General features: G+C 43.2%; 11 protein-coding genes and 1 pseudogene. 4 read left to right on the plus strand and 8 right to left on the minus strand.

What is annotated here, in order from left to right:
- Positions 1–479: 479 nt before the first annotated feature.
- Positions 480–1,613: an ADP-ribosylglycohydrolase family protein gene (locus AAEY99_RS08690; protein ID WP_351010202.1), complete on the plus strand. Its 1,134-nt coding sequence runs from the start codon at positions 480–482 to the stop codon at positions 1,611–1,613.
- Here AAEY99_RS08690 and ovoA read toward each other — a convergent pair.
- From ovoA to AAEY99_RS08710, 4 genes are all read right to left on the minus strand, one after another.
- On the minus strand, positions 1,585–3,747 hold the full coding sequence (gene ovoA / locus AAEY99_RS08695) for a 5-histidylcysteine sulfoxide synthase (RefSeq protein ID WP_335691177.1): 2,163 nt from the start codon (positions 3,745–3,747) through the stop codon (positions 1,585–1,587). The genes AAEY99_RS08690 and ovoA overlap by 29 nt on opposite strands.
- A 115-nt stretch (positions 3,748–3,862) precedes the next feature.
- Positions 3,863–4,996 (minus strand): MalY/PatB family protein, encoded by a 1,134-nt coding sequence (locus tag AAEY99_RS08700; RefSeq protein ID WP_351010098.1) that lies wholly within the window; start codon positions 4,994–4,996, stop codon positions 3,863–3,865.
- Positions 4,997–5,097: 101 nt separating this feature from the next.
- Complete coding sequence (locus tag AAEY99_RS08705) at positions 5,098–5,757, minus strand: thiopurine S-methyltransferase (RefSeq protein ID WP_182743103.1); 660 nt, start codon at positions 5,755–5,757, stop codon at positions 5,098–5,100.
- Positions 5,758–5,855: 98 nt separating this feature from the next.
- Entirely contained in the window at positions 5,856–6,203 is a 348-nt protein-coding gene (locus AAEY99_RS08710) for a hypothetical protein (RefSeq protein ID WP_101085154.1), read from the minus strand.
- A 291-nt stretch (positions 6,204–6,494) separates the two neighbouring features.
- Here AAEY99_RS08710 and AAEY99_RS08715 point away from each other — a divergent pair, with 291 nt between their 5' ends.
- Positions 6,495–8,327 carry a protein kinase domain-containing protein gene (locus AAEY99_RS08715; protein WP_350978948.1) on the plus strand — a complete coding sequence of 611 codons (1,833 nt, stop codon included), beginning with the start codon at positions 6,495–6,497 and terminating at the stop codon, positions 8,325–8,327.
- 150 nt (positions 8,328–8,477) lie between these two features.
- Here the strand turns inward: AAEY99_RS08715 and AAEY99_RS08720 are convergent.
- The 3 genes and pseudogenes from AAEY99_RS08720 to AAEY99_RS08730 all read right to left on the minus strand — a co-directional run bounded on the left by AAEY99_RS08720 (position 8,478) and on the right by AAEY99_RS08730 (position 16,300).
- Positions 8,478–10,873 (minus strand): annotated as a pseudogene (locus AAEY99_RS08720) (zinc-dependent metalloprotease).
- A gap of 40 nt (positions 10,874–10,913) precedes the next feature.
- Positions 10,914–14,624: a response regulator gene (locus AAEY99_RS08725; protein ID WP_192114159.1), complete on the minus strand. Its 3,711-nt coding sequence runs from the start codon at positions 14,622–14,624 to the stop codon at positions 10,914–10,916.
- A 281-nt stretch (positions 14,625–14,905) separates the two neighbouring features.
- Complete coding sequence (locus AAEY99_RS08730) at positions 14,906–16,300, minus strand: PhoH family protein (RefSeq protein ID WP_351010102.1); 1,395 nt, start codon at positions 16,298–16,300, stop codon at positions 14,906–14,908.
- Between the two features lie 331 nt (positions 16,301–16,631).
- Here AAEY99_RS08730 and rapA point away from each other — a divergent pair, with 331 nt between their 5' ends.
- Together rapA and AAEY99_RS08740 are read left to right on the plus strand one after the other, a co-directional pair.
- Positions 16,632–19,538 (plus strand): RNA polymerase-associated protein RapA, encoded by a 2,907-nt coding sequence (gene rapA / locus AAEY99_RS08735; protein WP_192114157.1) that lies wholly within the window; start codon positions 16,632–16,634, stop codon positions 19,536–19,538.
- 129 nt (positions 19,539–19,667) lie between these two features.
- Positions 19,668–20,543, plus strand: coding sequence for an alpha/beta hydrolase family protein (locus AAEY99_RS08740; RefSeq protein WP_243756324.1), 876 nt, complete (start codon positions 19,668–19,670; stop codon positions 20,541–20,543).
- 51 nt (positions 20,544–20,594) lie between these two features.
- Here the strand turns inward: AAEY99_RS08740 and AAEY99_RS08745 are convergent, their stop codons facing one another.
- A complete protein-coding gene (locus AAEY99_RS08745; protein WP_350978942.1) occupies positions 20,595–21,401 on the minus strand; it encodes a crotonase/enoyl-CoA hydratase family protein in 807 nt (268 codons plus the stop codon).
- Between the last annotated feature and the right edge of the window lie 387 nt (positions 21,402–21,788).

The raw sequence follows: 21,788 nt of genomic DNA on the forward strand, positions 1-21,788 counted from the left end.
TGAAGCTGAGTATATCAGCACAAGTAATTGGGTAAACTACAAACAAGCAGGATATTAAAAATAAACATTTTATCTATTATAAACAGCATGTTAAATGCCAAGTAAAAGCCAACTCAAAAGATATATCATCACAGAGTGCTGCACATGATTATTTATACATTCATTTACAAGCTCATTTACAGGCACATTTATAAACTCAATGGGTTACATCCTCTACGTCCTCCCCATACTCAAAAAAGCTGTTGCGCTTGTCGGGTTGAAGATTTTGGTTGCGAAATAAATTTAGCCTATTGCCTTAAAAAAACGTCTAGTTTTGTATAAATAACGTATCTAGTATGACCACATACGTTTTTAATCAATATTCACATGGTAAAAATTATCCATTAGTTATCGATTCACAACCTATTGTTGCGGAGTCTATTGTTGCTGTATCTAATGCAGATACGTATTCTTTTTTACCATGTGAAAGAGGCATTATCATGAATCACAACCCTTCTCAGCCACTTCGCGTTACCTGGGCACTTAAAACAAGCTTTATTGCTGATGCTTTGGCCATGCCAGTGCATTGGTATTATCAACCGATGGAAATCGAGCGTGCCTTTACTGGTGGTATTCAGCGCTTTGAGGCCGCACCTGAGTTTCACCCTTCATCTATTATGTCCTTGCACTCCAAACATAAAGGGGGGCGACAGTCCAATGATCGGTCGTCTAAGGGGCATTCAGCTAACGATCAGTCGCCGCAAGTGGTAGGCGATATTATTTTAAAAGATAAGGCGCAGTTTTGGGACAAACCGAATGTACATTATCATCAAGGCATGCTGGCGGGTGAAAACACCCTCAACGCCCATTGCGCTCGAGTAGTGATGCGCACCCTGGCGAGTTCGCCACACCCCTATGACCGACAAGCATTTGTTAATGCCTACATTGACTTTATGACAATAACTCCCGCCGCTCATCCCGATACTTATGCAGAGTCCTACCATAGAGGATTTTTTGCTAACTTGGCGCAGGGACGCAAGCTTGAAAACTGTGGCATGATAACTCACGACACTGCATCTATTGGTGCATTGGTGACCATAGCACCTTTGGTTTTTTCAGAACGACTTAAGGGCATCAGCGAAGCCGAAATAAAGATTACCTGCCGAGCGCATCTGGCCTTAACCCATCCTGATGAATCTTTAATGCAGGTATGTGATAGCTACGTGCAACTGTTGTGCGCTCTGATGGATGGGCCGGATGAAGCAGGCGTTAAGGCTCTTTTACTTGAAGCAAGCATAGGCCTAACCAGTACTAATTTAGCCGGTCTGTTAAAACGTAATGTGCCCGACAATCAGGTCGTCGGCCAAATATTTTCAAGGGCATGTTATATTTCAGATTCTTGGCCTGTCGTCTTGTATTTGGCCTGTAAATACCAACATGATCCTTGGCAAGCACTGCGAGTGAATACTAACTTAGGCGGTGACAACGTACATCGAGGAATAGTGCTGGGAACCTTACTGGGATTGCAAAGCGATGCTGTGGCCACCAGCTGGTTTGAACAACTGGCAGACCACAAATTGATTGCTCAAGAAATTGAGACACTTATCAGCGTGGCAAGCGCTCCCAAACCGTAAGTTCAGACAAAGTATGCTGAAACTTGTGCTGAGTTTCGCGGATCACAAACGGGACTTTGCGCGGCTCACCAACCAACTTAAAATGGCTTGATAGTTGATCTTTCAAGCCATCTAACGTGCTGTAGTTTTCACCATCTTTTTTGAAACCACCTATCCACTCTTCCTTAGGTGTATGTTCTTCCAACCACGTGTAAGGCGATGCAATAATAAGCAAGCCGCCATCATTGATGCGCTGTGCCATATCCGCCAGAAAACGACTCGGCTGGTAGAGTCGGTCAATCAAATTAGCGGCTAAAACTAAATCATAAGCCGTGAATTGGGGTTTGAGGTTACAGGCGTCGCCTTGATGAAATGCGACACGGTTTGCATAAGTGTCCAACCCTAATTCTTGCAGGGTACGAGTATGATAGCTCACTAATTCGCCTTCTTCGGCACGGGCGTAACGCACTGCGCCTTGCTGCGCCATTTTAGCTGCTAGGCGAGTAAAGTTTGCTGAAAAATCAATACCGTCTACTTCATCGAACTGGCGGGCCAACTCAAAACTTGCTCGGCCACAGGCACAACCTAAGTCAAGTGCTTTACCGGTGGGTTTACCCTTCATTGCCTCAAGTGCAATATCAGCTAAAGCTTTAGGAAAATTCTCTACGCCATACCAGGTGTCACCAAAGTGAAACTCTGCATATTCTGACAATAATTGGTCACTTTCGTAGTAAGCCTTAGGAGACGTTGCCTCAACTTCAGAGGCAATATAACGAAATCCGGCGTGCTGCGTAAAGTGACGCCTAAATGCATAACGTGCACTAAGACGCGCTTCGTTTCCACTTGAAATCCATGAACCACCTTTGATCAAGTTGTGTTTACCATCAAAAGTTGGCGTGGTGAAATCGTCATACAGTGGATGTACTTTAAAGTTATCGAAGGGGTAAATAGGCGTTTCAGTCCATTGCCATACGTTGCCCACCACATCAAACCAATTGCCATGTTGATAGCGTGTTACCGGGCAGCATGATGCAAAATGGTCGAGATGCAAGTTTGCATTGGCCGCGCTGCTACCCAGCTCTTCTACGCCCGCTTGTGCACACAATCGATACCATTCGTCTTCAGTTGGCATGCGAATTTTCTGTCCAGTTTCTTCAGTCTTCCATTCACAAAACGCTTTCGCTTCATGATAGTTAACTTCGGCAGGCCAGTCCCAAGCCATATCAATTTCTTCCGTCATTAAGCGCAAGCGCCAGCCATTGTGCCAACGCCAAAATGCTGGGTGTTTTGCCTCAGTAAATTGCCGCCAAGCCAGACCTTCATCACTCCAAAAACGATTATGCTCATAACCACCGTCCTCAACAAACTCGAGGAACTCCTGATTGCTGACTAAATATTGGCTGGCTTTAAACTCAGCTACCTCAGCCTGATGTTGGCCATATTCATTGTCCCAGCCATAAAATGCACTATCAAATGATTGTCCAAGATTAACTGAGCCAGCGGCGACGCTTATTAGTTTATTTTTTGGGGCTTGGCCAGCATCTTTACAAGCTGGCCATTGAGGTAATGGCTGGACTTTAGCCAACTCATGTTGGCGAATGAGTACCGACGATGTCTCAAGGTGAATCCGTTCGTGCTCAATACCCATGACGATGGGCCACCAGGTATTTTCCCAATCAATGGGTAGGGCAAGGTCCAAGGTATCAATTAATGTTAATACTGTGGCGCGCACTTTTGCACGGTAGTCTTTTACCGCAGCAACACTGGGCCAGTCATAACTGTCTTCAGACAGATCATCCCAGCTCATTTCATCAACGCCCACAGCAAAAATAGATTCCATATGAGGATTAATCCGATCGGATATCAGTTTTGCCAATAGTAGCTTGTTGATGAAAAAAGTGGCCGTATGCCCAAGATAAAAAATAAGCGGGTGGCGCAAAGGTATAGGTTTTTGATAGAAACCAGTATCGTCGCGCAAACAATCAAACAGTTGCGTATAGGTATCAAAGGTGTTGGTGAAGTAAAGCGCTATTTCTTGGCGCTTATCATCCACGGTGCCACTGTCCAGTGTAGGGGTTCGGCGCAACGATCCAGAGTCAACAAATGTTGCGGATCGTTTAGCCATTCCTTGAGCGTTTTGTATAGGTAATGTCATCGTGAAACACGTTCCTTTAATTCTTATTCTATATTCATACGATTAACTACTGGATAAAGGGTCAATTTTTTTACTTTATATTGATATTACCCGTAAAAAAAAGTTTTGCCGGTGGTTAAACGTCTCTGCCCTGCAGTTTTTTAATTGCTTCGACTAAATAAACTCGTGAACAGCCGAAGTTCAAGCGAAAACAGTCTTTATCACCAAAGTCTCTGCCCGCTGATGGGCCGACACCTTTGGCTTCACACCAGGCTTGCGTATCGGGGACTTGTAAACCGCTGGCATCAACCCACAGTAAAAAAGTCGCCGCGGGTGAGATAGCTTTTAAACCGTCGATTTTGTTGATTTCAGTCACTAGATAATCACGATTTTCAGTTAAATACGCCACTTGTTGTTGATGCCACTCATCGCAATGCCTGAAGGCTGCATTGGTGGCGGTAAGACCTGTGACTGTTACCGATGGTAACCTGCCGCGGGCTGCATGGTTGAATGCTACTCTTAATTTTTCGTTTGGAATAATAGCGAAAGACGTACCTAATCCCGCGATATTGAAGGTTTTACTGGCGGCCATTAATGTCACTGAATGCTCAGCCAATTCTGGATGCGCACTGGCGGGTAAATGTGGCACGTCATCTAAAATTAAATCACAGTGTATTTCATCCGAGCACAGCATGACGCCATGTTTTCTGCATATTGCTGCAATTGTGTCGAGTTCTGCTTGGTTTAAGACGGTTCCAAGCGGATTCATTGGATTACACATAATAAATAAGCTGGCTTTAGGATCCGCAGCAGCCTCTTCCAAGGCATCAAAATCGAGTGTCCAGCGACCATCCACTTCTATCGAGCCGATACAAGTTCGCTTGAGATGATTAATTGCCGGTGCAGCCAATATAGGAGGATAATTGGGTGTTTGTACGATAACCGTATCACCTGCTTGGCAATAAGCTTGAATAGCCACATTAAATGCAGGCACCACACCCGGAGTCCACACTAGCCAACTAGGATCAATCTTCCAGTTATATTGACGTTGACACCACGCCACAACGGCCTCACTGGCATCGGTATCGTGAGCTGGAAGGGTATAACCGAACAGGCCATCATCAATGCGCTGATGTAAGGCAGACAAAATAGGCTCAGCACAGCGAAACTCAGTATCAGCAATCCACATAGGCAATATATCTGTACCTTTGTATTTTTCCCATTTATGGGCTTTTGACGATGTGCGGTCAGGTTTATCACTGAAGTTCATTGCGGATCCTTTGATTATTCATTTGCTAGTCTACAGAAAACAGCCGACTTAGCCTGTTATAAAAAAACCTACCGATGTTATAGGTAGGTTTTAGGGTCTGTTTATGATTTTCGGGTCAACTTATAAACAGCTTCATTAAGCCAAGGCACGTGTTTATTCATAAACCTCGGATTGTCAGCCAGTACATCAACACACTCCAATAATTCAACATCAAAATATGGCGTTAAATAGCTTTTAACCCAATCTGGACTAACTGCAAATGGCGGCCCTTTTAGAGTATCTTGTAGGTAATCTAGGGTAATTAATAAGCCACTTACATTCGCCGGTATAAGCGCAGCGAGTGCTTTAACATACTGTTGGCGCATTTCTTCTGGCCACGCAATCAGGGCAGCACGATCGTAAAAACCACTAATCGACGCTGTTGCACTTTTGGGTAGAGTAAAAATATCCCCTTGATATAAGGTGACTTGATCGGCAGAAAAGACTACATGTTCGTCGGTAGGATTAACTTGATAAGTAAGATCATTGTCGGTAAAAAATTGTTCAACTGCGAGGGTATTGAGTTCACATCCCAGCACAGTATGGCGCTGCTCGGCCAAATAAAACATATCCAATGATTTACCACATAGAGGAACGAATACCTCAGTGTTTTCATTCAAACCAATATGCGACCAATATTTTACTAAAAAAGGGTTCACTTGGTTTTGGTGAAAACCAATTTGTTGTAACTGCCATTTTTCATGCCAAAAGCTGGGTTCCATGATGCTATTCTTCAGTCAAGTTGCTAATGAGATGCTGGCTACTTTAAAGACTAAAAAAAAAGGATGCAACCTCCCTTAATGATTTGGCATTCAACTGCCTAAGCTTTACCGTCTAGTGTCATTTGTACTTGCCTTAACCAACGACAGTTTTCACATTGGCACTTTCTGCGCGACATGTGGTGTGGGCTTAAATTTGAGTCAATGTAATCGACCGCTATTAATAATTGTTGCTTTAATTGGTCAACCGACTTCATCTCAAGCGCAACCATTTCATCGTTATGATTAATCCATAAACACTCCTCCCCCTGATGACAGGTTATGCATTGCTCATCACTTTGATTAAAAAACACTGCATGGGGACAATGGGTGACTTCCATTGATTGTAAAATTCGCTGCCGAGGAAAATTAAATAGCTGAATTAAATCAGCTTTATTTATATTATGCATATAACCTCTCACAAAAACGTTGATTAACTAGTACAGCCATAGTACCGAGTGTTGATTGATTTTGATTTGATATAGGTCAAGGTTTACTTATCATAATTTTTTAGATAGGAAGCGGCCGTTTACAATTAAAAATCCTTGCTCACAGAAAATACTGTGCGGTATTGAGTCAAAGAACCGCCATGTTTAAATAGACTGCGTGGATGTTTGGATACAATCTGTTGTTTTCAATAAGAAGCACTTGCCGCAGTAAGGTTAATCAAGGTTTAATGGACTTAAAAAGGAGGCTTACCTTTGCAAACACCGCAACTGCAACACTTTTATATCAATGAAGAGCAGTCCATCTATCTGCTCAGCGCCAATGATGCACGCAAGCATAAGGCCTGGATCCGCTTGTGTAAGCAACAGCTGAGTAAATTGGGATATCAGCAAATTGAATTTATTGGTAAGGGAGCCTATGGCTTTGTATTTGCGGGTATCAATGAGTTTAGCCAATCACATGTGTTTAAATTCTCAAGGGTAAACTTACCCCAAAGCGTCCAAGATAGGCTTGAAGAAGAAGCCTATATGCTTAGCCAAGTAAAACACCCCAATATACCTGGGGCGATAAAATTCGAGCGGGTCGGTAAGCAAGGCATTTTAGTAATGGAACGGGCTCAAGGAGAAGATCTCGACAAAATTTGCCAGCGATTAGGGGCTTTACCGCCGGTAATTATCGTCAGTATTGCGAGACAATTAGCCAATATTTTATATTATCTGCGTAAGGGTAAGCCTTTAGTGCATGGCGATATTAAGCCATCTAACTTGGTTTATGATATTGAAACCGACAAATTGTCCTTAATCGATTGGGGATCTGCGGTATTTGCTCAGCGAGATGAACACGGCCGCGCGGTCGATGACAATGTCATGTCCTTACTATCAAGCGACCAACAGCACACTAACGCGCGCATGGGCGATGTGTATTTTATTGGTGACGAACAACTGAGCGGTGCGTTATCTACACCTCGATTCGACGAGCAAGGCGCTGCTGCAACCTTATATGCACTCGCATCAGGACAAATTAGCCGTTTCGGCACAAAAATCATTCCAGCCACCAGCATAGGATTACCTATCGAACTGGCAAAAACACTCGATGCAATGCTCAGTGATGATGTTGAACGGCGCAATCTTGCGGGTGACTACTTTCTCAAAAGTCTACGCCACAGCCATCGAATGCATTTGCCGATATTATCGACACCTCCGCTAGCACCCGACATTCCGGTGTGGGCTCAACCGCGATCTAAAGCCGTCGAAACCGTAAGTTACAGCTCGCGTAAATCGTTTTTGAAAGAGCACAATACTCTGGATCCCATTGCCAAAATGGATGATGTGCAATTAGAAAAATACTATCGCAATTTTATGGTGGGTATGGCCGATACCGAAAAAGGCTTTATTGCCGCAGTAGGCCGTTTAGCACAGTATCCAATCGTCGGCGGTTTGGTGATCCATTGGCAAGAGTCTGGGGTGTTTATCGACTCCAATTTAGCTATTTACGATCCCGACAGTAAAGCGCCGTTAGTGTTAGCAGTAAATAATATGGTCACCATGGCGCGAGGAATTAAGCGGATTGGGGTGTTCAAGGCTTGCTTCTTTAATGCCAAAGACACCTTACACCTTGAGCGAAAAAGTACCGAGCACCAATATAAAATAACCGGTGAACTGCAAATGCCTTTTGAGGTCGGTGATGTGCCCACCTTAGAAGATAAGTCTCGGCTGCACTCATACTTTGAAGACGGTAAAGATCCGGAAGAAAACTTGGAACTGCCAGCAGAAATCATGACCGAACTGGGGTGGTTAAATCAAATCCACCATACTGGCTGTATTATTTTTGAAGCACTACCAAACCATTTAAAAATCCACAGTTACTTACGTTTATTAAATCCACGAAAACAGGCGGCATTTCGAGCCTGTTTGGATAGAATTATGACTCACGCAAATAAAATTCAAGGTCATGGCATTTCAGGTTTTATGAAACTGCCCTATAAAAACACTCGCCAATTTAGTCATATCGATCGTAAAGCAGATGATTTCTACCCTAGAAACCCTAAAGTCATCGTTGCAGAAGCCACTTTACCGCAAACAAAATAGCCATACTCCAAACACTATCATCATGCTGTTGCGGTGATACAAAGCAATACGCGACCCCAATAGAGGTCGCGTATTATCCGCTATACATCACTCAACACTATCACTCAACACTATCACTCAACACTCTCACCCAACACTATCAGCCAACACTTAAATTGGCGAGCCAGGAGGCAAGTCCACCGGCTTGGTGATTAATCGATAAGTAGGATCGGTCATGCCTTTAGTGATACCTTGAAACAGCCAGTCGTAATGCGCCGATTGATAATCGCTGCCACGGTTACTGCGGCGTTTAAGTTGCTTAATAATATAGTCAACTCTTGCGGCTAACTGTGCTTTGACTTCGGGCGCTGTTTTAGGGCTATGGTACGTTGCTAACAAACTATCAATCACCACTGTATTGACGCGCATTTGCATCGCTAGGCCCTGTCCACTCGGTAAGTCTTGATACAAACTGGCACCCGCAAGCTTATCGATTAATTGAACCACCGACAGTTGCTGACTGTCTTCCATATAGGCCTGACTGACACGGTTTAAACGTTCAGGGGTTAATAATTGCGCCACAATGTGACGGCTCAACACTTCTGCCATCGCCACAGGATCAGTTATCACGCCTAAGTTTGATCCAAAGCTTTCACGAGTTTTTCGATAATTACCGGCTTTTGGCACTAACGCTTGCAACACATTACTTGGTACTAACAAGCTCTCTGTTTGCAAACTCGCCAATAATGCATCGAGCGCAGCAAGTTGCATTTTAGGCCGAATATAATTCCAACGTACGCCAGAACCTACTTGCTGATAACTGTAATCCGTCCCGCCAATCCACTTTGCTGCGGCTTCTATTTGATAACGCGTGAGCAAATATATGGGCACAAATACATCGGCTAATTCGCCATGAGGTTCACCGGCTAATAAAGCATCTGAGTTAAAGTCATCCATCGCTTTACGACGCACTGTTTCTAAACGTACTAACTCTGCTACCGCATCGTTACCACTATCCCATAAACTGGCGTATGCATTACTGGCGCTGGCACTACGAGAGTCTGCTTCCCCAATATATCGAAAGCCTTTAGTTAGGGTCGACGTTAACAAAGACTCGGTCTGCGTAAGGCCTCCATAACCATAAGCTATGGTGTATTTGTCCCACTCACCAATTCCTTCGGTGTAAGGCGTGGCAATATTAATTTTACCGCCTTGAATACTCACGTACGGATGCGGATAATCCATTACTGAAGCATTATCGTTTGTTGATGCGGCAAAGTTATGGTCAAGCCCTAGGGTATGGCCCACTTCATGCGCTGCTAACTGGCGAATACGGGCAGCGACAATGCCATGGCGGCATCAGCAGCGGCTTTACGATCAGGCCAACCAGCCGTTAGCCCTCGAGCAATAAGATGATCTTGGCGTACTCTTAAGCTGCCAAGCGTGACATTACCTTTAATGATTTCACCGGTACGAGGGTCGGTTACTGCTGCGCCATATGACCAACCTCTTGTGGCGCGATGCACCCATTGAATCATGTTATAGCGTACGTCTTGAGGGTCTGCACCTTCTGGCAACAATTCAACTTTAAAGCCGTCAATGAAACCGGCATCAGTAAATGCACTTTCCCACCAACGTGCACCTTCCAATAACGCACTGCGAATAGGCTCAGGTACACCTGGGTCGAGGTAATAAATAATAGGTTTAACCACTTTACTGGGAGCATCACCCGGAGTAACTTTTTCTAATCTGTGGCGCAGTAAATGGCGTTGAGTCAGTGGTTGATCAACTGCGGTAGAATAATCGGCATATTCATCAGATAAATAACCGCTCATGGGATGATAACGACGAGGTTGATAACCCACATCAGGGAGTTGCACAAAGGAATAGCGCACTTGAACAGACAACAATTTACCGTCTGGAGTCACTTGCTCAACTTGCTTGCCTGCTTTGCTGGCTTTAAAGGTTAAATTAACATCAATATCAGCATTACGTTCAAACGATTTAATCTTTTGCGGCAATATCACTGAGCGGCTGCTGTCTAAGCTGTACAAACCTTGCTTAGTTGCCGTTAATACATCCGACACCCCATGCAAATCATTAATCACTAGGTCATTAATCGCGACTAATGCCGTTTTACCTTCTACTAATTTACCGCGCCATAAAATCGATTCAGCAAAAGCTTGTGTGACCGCTTGACGCTCAGCAACGTTATCACTGGAGGCGCGAAAATAGGTATTAAGCTGCTTGAGCACAACATAAGGACCATGCTGTTCAAATTGTACCATTCGGGTTTGGCCTAGCTGGCCACGGTCTAAACCGATATCATTTGAACCAACACCATGAGGTAAACTGGTCAGCAATAGAAAGGGTTGATTGAGCTTATTCGTTTGTAAATAAAGCTGTGCGGATTTGGCATCATAAAATAGATTGATAAAGCCTTTTGCCACTTCAGCATTATTAATTATTTTTTGGGCTGAGTCGCTGGCAGCCATTGCTGCGTTAGAAAGTAATGTTGCTGGTGTGATTGCCAGCAACAGCGCCAATGAAATACTTCGGCGGACCATAATTAATCTCCCTGTCGTTTATATCCTATCTTCAAAAATACTAATCGTCTTTATGATTATGTTTATATGTAATCCAATGAGATAAGGTTTCAAATAATTCAGTAAGCACAATCGGCTTAGTGATATGCGCATTCATGCCTGCTGCTAAACTTTTTTCTTTATCACCCGACATTGCGTGCGCAGTCATGGCAATAATGGGCATTTGTTGTTTGCTATAACGTTTGCGTAATTCGGCGGTGGCAGTTAATCCATCCATTACCGGCATTTGAATATCCATTAACACTGCATCAAATGGTTTAGAATCAATCACATCTAATGCCACTTGGCCATTGTCGGCTATCACAACTTCATAACCAGCACTTTTGAGTAATTCAGATGCCACTTGTTGGTTAATAAAGTTATCCTCAACCAACAATACTAAGCCAGAGGCTTTAGCGGGTTCGGCTTCAATAATAACCGGCATTGCATTTAGCTTGGGTTCTTTGGCAAAGGCATTAATAATTTCATCAAATAACGCCGAGGCCTTAAACGGTTTTTGTAACACTGCATAAACAGAATTTTTTTGCAGCTCATGGTCTAACGGTTCAGCAGCATAAGCGGTCATTAAGATAATAATAGGACGCTTTGCTAAGCTACCATCTGCGACCATTTCATCTATCGCCTTAATAACATCACAGCCGTTCATTTCAGGCATCATCCAATCCAACAACAATAAATCGACTGGTTTTTTACGCAATATATCCAGTGCTTTTTGACCACTGTCAGCCGTGTTTACACCAAAGCTAAAGTCGGTCATCAATGTCGAATAAATTTGTAATGCACTTGGGTTGTCGTCAACCACCAGCGTTGTCAGGTTATTTAACTGTTCTGGCACCACCAGCGGCTCGATCACTTGTTCTTCGGCAATTTCAAAGCTAATGGTAAAACTAAAAGTACTGCCGGCGCCCAGTTCGGACTCAACTTGCATGGTACCACCCATCATCGACACTAAATGTTTACTGATAGATAACCCTAAGCCTGTGCCACCATATTTACGTGTGGTTGAACCATCGGCTTGTGAGAATGCATCAAACAGCATTGCTTGTTGATCTTTACTGATCCCAATACCGCTATCGCGTACCCAGAACTTCATGGTAATACGGTCGTCACGCTCACCCACATCTTCACAACCCAGCTCAACTTCACCGGTTTGGGTAAATTTGACCGCATTAGACAATAAATTAACGATGACCTGACCTAAACGCAGTGGATCGCCATACAAAATAAGCCCTGCGGTAACAGGCGCATATAGCAGTAATTCAACGCCTTTTTCTTGCGCTTTAAGCGCATTAATATCAATAACATGATCAAGCACTTTATCCAGCGGAAACGCGACTCTTTCTAATTCTAATTTGCCTGCTTCAATTTTAGAAAAATCTAAAATGTCATTAATAATTCGCAGTAACGATTGGGCAGAAAAACCGGCTTTATTAAGATAATCTTGTTGCTGCACGGTCAAGCTAGTGCGTTGTGCTAACTGCAACATCCCAATAATCGCGTTCATAGGTGTCCGAATTTCGTGACTCATGTTGGCCAAAAATTCGCTCTTGTACATGTTGGCTAACTCGGCGTCTTGTTTTGCTTCAAGCAAGGCGACTTCGTTACTCTTCTGGCGGGTAATGTCTTTATGAGTACCTAGCATCCGCTTACTACAACCATCCTCGGAAAACTCAACCGCTCGACCACGGGATAACACCCAGTAATACTGGTCATTTTTACCGCGCATTCTAAATTCGATTTCATAAGTGCCAACCGGATCGCGCACATATTGAGAGCGGTACTCTTGGACCCGTTCTCGATCGTCAGGATGATACAACTCATCGATTGATTCGAGTAACGGTGGAAACTCATTAGCTTGATAACCCAACATAGAATAAAAAGCCGGATTACAAATAATCTGTTCAGAATCAATGTACCAATCCCACAGGCCATCTTCTACCGCATCCATAGCAAGATGATAACGTTGCTCAGACATACGTAACTGTTCAGCAGCTTCATATTCACGGGTAATATCGCGCCAAACAGAGATCAAACCTAATAGATCGCCACGGCGATTGTAAAACGGTAATTTAAAGGTATCGAGTAATACCGGTTTACCTTCAATATTCACTCGTTCTTGGTAACGCAAGGAATGTTGCTGGGTCAGCACTTTGTTGTCTTCTTCACCAATGCGCAAGCCTTGCTCTGGGCTCACCACTTCTGATGACGTTAAGCCTATAATCTCATTTTCGGTATAACCCAGCATTCTTTCAGCTGACTTATTACAGCCTAAGTATTTGCCTTCTTTGTCTTTAAACACGATCGCTTCAGGGATCGAATCGATCAATGATCGTAACAGTGCAAACTCTCGCTCACGGCGCTCTGTTGTTTCACGTAAACGCTGAGTGCGCCTAGCAACTAAGTTATCAAGACGTTTGTTTTGTTCGGCAAGATGATGAGTATACTGACGGTTTTCTTCAAAAATACGACTCACTAGCGCAAACCATGGCTCCCAACCACGGGTAATTTTCTCTGGCGGACGGATAGGCGTTTGTGAACATGCTTCTAAATGGGTTAACAAACGTGAAGCAGGGCTAACGAATGCTCGGCGAGTTTGCCAATGCACTATGGTAACCAGCAGCGACAAAGCCAATACCACTAACAGAAAACTCAGTTGCAGCTTGTCCCAAGAATCTTTAAATAAATCATCTTCATCTTGCAAATACAGTAATCGCCATGGCGCGTTATGCAGTGCCACACTATGAATATAATAACCGTTTCGCAATATGCCTTCGTGGGCATCAAATAGCTCAGATTCCGATAATGAATGTAACTCTGCCGGAATTCGCTGGCTTATGTGATAAACCTTATTCATTTCACTGGAGTCAAAATCACTGTGAGATAAAATATTATTTTGCTGGTCAAGCAGAATCACCGTGCCTGGCATTTTAAAATAGGTGCGAATTTGTTTATCTAACGATGATAACGTCATGTCGAGGTTAATCGAACCAATAAACTCATCTTCAAGGTACACGGGTAACCCAAGCGTAGTTATTAAGCCCTGATTCGTCGAGTCGATGTATGCCTCACTCCAAAACACACTCCGTTGTGGGTTCATTGAAGGTGTCGCTAATTGAAATTGTTTTTTATTGAGCAGCTCATCCCTAAAGCGTAAGTCATTATTTTCCCATGGATAAAATGACATCATCCGACGCTTAGAAATATAATAAATCGACGAAGCTTTAGGCGCTGCTTCTTTCGCGACTGGGAAGGATAACGACAGTTCAAACAGCATTTCAAGCTCTTGATAAAAGCTCTCGCTACGGTCATTTAATGAACCCGCACCCGTAATGCGTCCCATATTGGTAAACGGCACGCCGCTGTTGGCATAATTAGGTTCTAAGGTGAAATACTGGCCATCTTCGTTAAATTTTTCATACTCTGGTAAGCGCTCTTTACGAACAAACTCCCCCAAACGTAAATGGTCCACCGCCACATCACGCAAACTTTTCACCGCACGAATGCTCGACTCAAGCAATAAGTCGATTTGCATAACATGACGGGCAACTTGTTCTTCTCGCTGTTGAATTTGCTGCTCTTTTTGACGTTCAAACATAATGCCAGCGGTCAGCAAAGCCATCACAATCACCCCGATATAGGTGTAAAACACCGCTCGGTTATAATTACGTTGAATAGGAGATTTTAGTTGTAAATCTGGCTCAGTCGGTTTCATTAACCACCCTTGATACAGCGTAAAAAAAAGACCCGCTGTCGAACGAATAACACCAAAAACGGCAGTTATAACAGTAATGATTATGATATCAGGAAGATAAGCTCAAGCACATGTATTAATGGCTCCAGAGATACTTGTCCAACCTGCAAGTAATACAGACTACAAATATTAAGGTATATTGTAGGCGATTGAAAATACATAAGGTTATCTTGTGTAACCTTATGTATATAGACAGGATATAACCATGATTAATAAAGTGATTTCCTTAGCAAGTTAAGCCGTTACAAATGCTCCTCTGCAAACTCCGCTAAACGAGACCGTACGACACCATTAAGATAAATATTGGCGCTGCCTTCAAAGTCTTTAAAACGTTCGACTATGTAAGTTAATCCTGATGTAACCGGTGTTAAATACGTCGAGTCAATTTGGGCTAAATTACCACTACAAATCAGTTTAGTGCCTTCGCCCATACGAGTGATCATGGTTTTAATTTGTGACGCTGTTAGGTTTTGACATTCATCTAAAATAACCACCGAGTTTTGAATAGAGCGGCCACGCATAAAGTTAATCGACTTAAACTGAATATTGGCTTTTTCCATTATGTAATTAACACTACCTGCTGGGTTTACATCATTTTTATGTAGCACTTCAAGCGTATCGGTAATTGCAGCAAGCCAAGGGGTCATTTTCTCTTCTTCGCTACCCGGAAGAAAACCTATTGACTCAGCAATTTCGGGGGTATTACGGGTGACGATAATTTTGTCATATAACTTACGTTCGACGACCAATTCTAATGCCGCCGCCATTGCCAATAGCGTCTTACCGCAACCCGCAGGCCCCGTCAGAATAATCAGTTCAATATCAGGATCTAGCAAAGCATCTAGCGCCATACCTTGGTAAATATTTTTAGGATTAATTCCCCATGCTTCATGATGTAATAAGCGATCACGGCCGCGATCGATCATCTGTAAATGTTTATCGGTTTTACTGACTACTCGACCACAAAAATCCGAGCTTTCATCGATTAAATACTGGTTAAGATAAAAGTTTTCATTACCAAGATGTTCCAATGGTACTTGGTGAACCGTATGCAACCCTCTACGTTCGGTGGAGACTTTATCGACATTTTGCCAAAAATCCCCAGAGAATTGGTAAAAGCCTTTGGCGAGAAAGCGCACATCATCAATCAACTGATCGCTGCGGTAATCTTCTACGCGCTCAATACCTGCACCTTTGGCTTTTAAGCGCATGTTAATGTCTTTAGTGACTAACACGACAGTGCGGGGAAAATGGATTTTTTGTAAATGCAGGGCGGTGTTGATAATGCGGTTATCGTTATTGTCTCCAGGCAGCGAGCCGATAATAAACTCGACTTGATGATCTGGGAAAATCGATAAATGACCAGAAACTTGAGAATGTTCTTCGCGAGTAGGCAATGCAACGCCTTTTAAAATTTGCTCTGGGGTCGTGGGACCACCAAGAATATCTTCTAATGCACGTATAGCCACTCGTGCATCACGACTCACATCTCGTTTGCGGTCCTTTATACTGTCGAGCTCTTCTAACACTGTCATGGGAATAACTACGTCATGTTCCTTAAACGAATATATCGCTAAAGGTTCATGCAGTAACACGTTGGTATCCAGTACAAACAACTTTTTGTCGTTTCGTTGCATGGTGCCTCCAGAGTGCTCTCAATGAATAGATATCAGTATCACTTAACTTAACTAAACGTATAACATTAAAGGGATAATTAAAGTCTCTATTGAAAACAGGTCATTGCCATGAGCAATGCTGCCTTAATAAAATATGTCACTTGTCGGGTAAAAACTCAATGTCATCATCATCGCCTTTGCTTCACACTATGACGTCAATGTGACGCTAACATGTCAAGATGGTGTAAAAATGAACATCTAAACGATAAATCAATGCTAAAATTTCAATCTGGATGGGTTTGGTTTAACATACGCCCCCTTTTTTGTTTCACGCAATAAATGAGAGTAAAAGATGCCGTTTGCCTTAGGTCAACGCTGGATAAGTGATACCGAGTCAGAACTCGGATTAGGAACAGTCGTTCAAGTTGAAGGCCGCATGGTTACGCTGCTATTCCCTGCCACTGGAGAAAACCGGATGTTTTCTCGCAGTGAAGCTCCCTTAACCCGAGTTATTTTTAACCCAGGTGACACTGTCGAAAGCGGTGAAGGTTGGAGTATCACCATTGAAGAGCTTGAAGAAAAAAACCAATTGGTGATTTATCATGGTATTCATAGCGAGACTCAAGAAAAAGTCAGTCTTCGTGAGACCATGCTAAGCCATAATATTCGCTTTAATAAACCACAAGATCGTTTATTCGCCGGACAAATTGACCGCCTAGAACGTTTTGGGGTGCGTTATCAATGTCAGTTATTGCGCCACAAATTAGCCAGCTCAGATTTACTCGGTCAACAAGGCCCACGCGTAGGCTTAATTGCACATCAGCAGTGGATTGCTCATGAAGTGGGTAGCCGTTACGCTCCACGCGTATTACTGGCCGATGAAGTCGGTTTAGGTAAAACCATTGAAGCTGGCTTAATTATTCATCAGCAATTACTCACTGGTCGTGCTGAACGTATTTTAGTCATAGTCCCGGACACACTTCGTCACCAGTGGTTAGTTGAAATGCTGCGCCGCTTTAATTTACGCTTTTCAGTATTTGATGAAGATCGATGCGTAGAAGCTTATGCCGATAATGACAATCCGTTTTATACCGAGCAGTTAATTATTTGTTCACTTGATTTACTGCGCAAGAAAAAGCGTCTTGAACAAGCTGTAGACGCTGATTGGGACTTAATGGTTGTCGATGAAGCTCACCATTTAGAATGGTCAGAAGATGCCCCTAGTCGCGCTTATAAAATCGTCGAAGCCTTAAGTGAAGTGGTCCCTGGTGTATTACTCCTTACCGCGACCCCTGATCAACTCGGTCATCAAAGCCACTTTGCTCGTTTACGTTTGCTCGATCCAGATCGTTTTTATGATTACGATGCTTTCTTAGCTGAAGAAGCAAGCTACAAAGATGTGGCAGAAGCAGCTGAAGCATTAAGTCAGGATAAAAAATTACCCGACAGTGCCATTAACAGCTTAACTGAGTTGCTTAGCGAGAAAGACATCGAGCCAAGCATTCGTTTGATCCAGTCAAAAGATGTTGATGCAGAATCACAGCAAGCAGCACGTCAAGAATTGCTCCAAGAATTGCTCGACCGCCATGGCACTGGCCGCGTACTTTATCGTAACAGTCGCGCATCAGTAAAAGGCTTTCCAAAGCGTATATTTAATGCTTATCCATATGAGATGCCTGCGCAGTACGTGACCGCTGAACGCGTTAACGCCATGATGGGCAGTGCCAAGCAGCCACTGGCTAAAGCAGCACAAGCATTAAGCCCTGAGAAGCTTTACCAGGCCTTTGAAAATGACAGTGCCAGCTGGTGGAAGTTTGATCCACGGGTAGACTGGTTAATTGAGTTCCTAAAATCGCATCGCAGTAAAAAAGTACTGATTATTGCTAGCCAGGCTGAAACTGCATTAAGCCTTGAAGAAGCGCTGCGAACCCGCGAAGGTATTCAAGCTACGGTATTCCATGAAGATATGTCGATTATCGAACGCGATAAAGCCGGCGCTTACTTTGCTCAAGAAGACGGCGGCGCCCAAGCATTAATTTGTTCTGAAATAGGCTCCGAAGGGCGTAACTTCCAGTTTGCTAGCCATTTGATTTTGTTTGATTTGCCGCTTAATCCTGATTTGTTAGAGCAACGTATTGGCCGCTTAGATCGTATTGGGCAACAAAACGATATCCAAATTCATTTGCCTTACTTGCGCGATACCGCTCAAGAAAGATTGATGCGTTGGTATCATCAAGGATTAAATGCATTCGAACTCACCTGCCCGAGCGGTCATGTGTTGTTTAACGAATTTGCCGATGAACTGATTAACGTACTTTGCGACGATGATGAAGATCAGATGACTCAATTGCTGAATCACACCCAGCATCGTTATAAAGAGCTTAAACAGGCAATGGAGCAAGGCCGCGATAAACTGCTAGAGATAAACTCTCACGGTGGCGAGCGTGCCAATGCATTAATTAAGCGTTTGTCAGACAGCGATAACGATACTCATCTCATCGGTTCGGTCATTCGTTTATGGGATATTATTGGTGTCGATCAAGAAGATCGCGGTGAAAACTCAATCATTTTACGCCCTAGTGAGCACATGATGTTCCCTACTTATCCTGGGCTGAATGAAGACGGTATTACGGTGACGTTTGATCGTGAAACCGCTTTGTCTCGTGATGACATTGCATTTATCACCCAAGAGCATCCTTTAGTACAAACCGGCTTAGATTTAATCACTGGCTCAGAAACGGGCACCACCAGTGTGGCAATTCTAAAGAATAAAGCGCTTCCCGCGGGGACGCTGTTTTTAGAATTAATTTACATGGCTGATGCCTCTGCCCCAAAATCGACTCAGTTATACCGTTATTTACCACCGACACCTATCCGGGTGTTATTGGATAAAAATGGTCTTAATATGGCAGATAAAGTGGACTACGCCAGTTTTGACAAACAGCTAAGTGCGGTAAACCGTCACATCGCTAGCAAGCTTGTTAATGCCTCACAGCCTATTTTACATCCGTTATTGGCCAAAGGTGAAGAGTATGCAAAAGAGTCGCTTAAGCAGCTAGTAGTGAATGCTCGAGCTAAAATGACTCAACAACTCACAGGCGAGCTGGAAAGACTTGAAGCCCTAAAAGCCGTAAATCCGAACATTCGTGAAGACGAGCTAGAATATATTCGTAATCAAATGACCGAGATAACGGGCTACATGGATAACAGTCAATTACAGCTTGATGCAATACGTATGGTACTTGTCAGCCACGTATAACGGCTAACTAGCATTAAATAATGTTGTATTAATCATGTCGTGTAAACAATGCCCTGTATATCAGGGCATTGTTTTTATTCGCGGTTATACATTAAGCTAACCGCATTATGGTGTTATTCGCTCGAGGTTATGGTGCAACTAGGACAATTTAGTCGGTTATTAATCGTAACGATAAGCATATTACTGGCAGCGCCTGGCGCAAAGGCACAGCAACCTTACGGCTACTTACCTACCGATGAAATCAAATTTATCACTATTGACGGTAAACAAACTGAAGTGCTTGTAAGGTCTTGGCAGAGTAAAAAACACTTTGGTTCAGCGATGATTATTGCTGCGTCGGACACCGATGCTGATGCTGCCGGCTTAGCCAGCTACTTACGAACCAATATTAATGCCCGCGGTTGGGCAAGTATTAGCTTAACCCCAGCAAAAGGGCTATATCGGCCTAACTATGCAACAAAACCAGAAGAAATCACTAAAGCAGGCACCGAACAACTGCAATTAACCAGCAATAAAAGTATCCCAAAGTATGAGTCGTCTCAATTGCTTGAATTACGTAACTTTCAGCAAAGTAATCTCAATGAAGCCCTGAACCAATTAACCTCAACCACCAGTTTATTTCCTGGCGGCAAGATTCTAATTGTTATTGATGACACGGCCGGCATGGTCACGAATCTGCTTTATGACAAAAAAATTCCCATCCCTGATGTGCTAGTCATCGTCAACGCTTATCGCGAATTTGAGTATTTAATTGATCCGCAAAGTCAGCGTAAATCGATCGCCGAACAATTAGTCACCATGTCGATCCCGATCCTTGATATTCAATCCGCCGATGCACATCCGAATTCAATTGAACAAGCACCTACCCGCCTCAACTACAATCAAGTGAAACCTGCTAAGTATTATCGCCAATACCAAATGAGCTTGGACTTAAGCAGCCCTAGTGGCTGGGAAGAAGCCCTCGATCAAATAGAAGGCTTTTCCAGAACCGTTATCGGAAGATAGTAAATTCAGCGTAGCCATGACTAAAAATAGAGCATTAGCGAAAACAGATTATTACCACCAAGATTGACGAGAACGATAGGCTTTATCAGGATTTTTAGTTTGTCTAATCGCAGCAATCACGCGGTTTTTACCCAGCAACAACCTTATTTGGCTTAGTGATTCTCGGGCTAATAGGCTGCGCACTGAAGCGGTCCAACTTTGATTGATGCTGCGTTTAATCGCAGCATTAGCATCCGGGGAAGTGCGGATGATTTTTTGGGCTAATAAAGTGGCACACTCATAAGCGTTATCACTTATTTGAGTCACCAAGCCTAGCTCAAGCGCTTGCTCGGCAGTTAAAATATCCGCGGTATAGGTCAACATCAACGCTTTGTCTTTGGGCATAATTTGCCTTAATGCCACCAAACCAGCCATATCTGGCACAAGCCCCCACTTTGCTTCCATTATCGACAACTTACAGTTTGGCGTCGCAATACGAATATCTGCCCCTAGCGCAATTTGAGTCCCACCGCCGTAGCAACAACCTTCTAGAACCGCAATAACAGGAACAGGCAAACGCTGCCATCCCAACGACACACGTTGGGCTAAATTTGCATTACCAGGCAACCACTTGAATAAAAGCTTTAATGCACTTGTAGGTGAACTCGCGACACTTTTCACATCCAAGCCTGAACAAAAGTTACCTTCAGCACCCGATAAAATAACCGCATTAACTCGTTTATCGCCACGGAGTTGTTTAATTACGTTATCAATCGCAGTAAACATTTCAACATTAAGCGCATTAATTTTACTGGGTCTATTTAAGCAAACATGGGCAATGCCATTATCTACCGTCAACTTAATTAACTCTCTTTCCATGAAACACCCTGTTACTGGTCAGTCCAGTTTTTAGACTAACATATCTGGACTATCTGGCGAATAGTAATAACATGACAAATAATCGGCACTGGTCAAAATATTGCCACACGTTATTTTGAACAAAATTTCATTGAGTGTTAGCCTGATATATTATCAATATAAGCATAACCATCTAATCTTCATGTTTTTACATAACATGTAACACCTGATTGATATGACATTGATGACTTTGTGGCAACGGCCACATAAATGTTACAAACTTAATTAAATGTTAAAACTAAGTTATCAATATTGTAAGCAAATAAGTATAATGATCTAACGAACAAAAAATCGCTGTAAATAGTCTTATAATAATAACTATCCGCCTCGCACCACTCGCAGTTGCAT

The sequence above is a fragment of the Shewanella sp. S1-58-MNA-CIBAN-0166 genome, from assembly GCF_040310085.1.
Taxonomy (GTDB): Bacteria; Pseudomonadota; Gammaproteobacteria; order Enterobacterales; family Shewanellaceae; genus Shewanella.

What these genes read in the sequence shown, in the direction of transcription:
- rapA (WP_192114157.1), top strand. Translation starts at nt 16,632, where the DNA reads ATGCCGTTTGCCTTAGGTCAACGCTGGATAAGTGATACCGAGTCAGAA.
- ovoA (WP_335691177.1), bottom strand. Translation starts at nt 3,747, where the DNA reads ATGACATTACCTATACAAAACGCTCAAGGAATGGCTAAACGATCCGCA.
- AAEY99_RS08745 (WP_350978942.1), bottom strand. Translation starts at nt 21,401, where the DNA reads ATGGAAAGAGAGTTAATTAAGTTGACGGTAGATAATGGCATTGCCCAT.
- AAEY99_RS08710 (WP_101085154.1), bottom strand. Translation starts at nt 6,203, where the DNA reads ATGCATAATATAAATAAAGCTGATTTAATTCAGCTATTTAATTTTCCT.
- AAEY99_RS08725 (WP_192114159.1), bottom strand. Translation starts at nt 14,624, where the DNA reads ATGAAACCGACTGAGCCAGATTTACAACTAAAATCTCCTATTCAACGT.
- AAEY99_RS08690 (WP_351010202.1), top strand. Translation starts at nt 480, where the DNA reads ATGAATCACAACCCTTCTCAGCCACTTCGCGTTACCTGGGCACTTAAA.
- AAEY99_RS08705 (WP_182743103.1), bottom strand. Translation starts at nt 5,757, where the DNA reads ATGGAACCCAGCTTTTGGCATGAAAAATGGCAGTTACAACAAATTGGT.
- AAEY99_RS08740 (WP_243756324.1), top strand. Translation starts at nt 19,668, where the DNA reads ATGGTGCAACTAGGACAATTTAGTCGGTTATTAATCGTAACGATAAGC.
- AAEY99_RS08730 (WP_351010102.1), bottom strand. Translation starts at nt 16,300, where the DNA reads ATGCAACGAAACGACAAAAAGTTGTTTGTACTGGATACCAACGTGTTA.
- AAEY99_RS08700 (WP_351010098.1), bottom strand. Translation starts at nt 4,996, where the DNA reads ATGAACTTCAGTGATAAACCTGACCGCACATCGTCAAAAGCCCATAAA.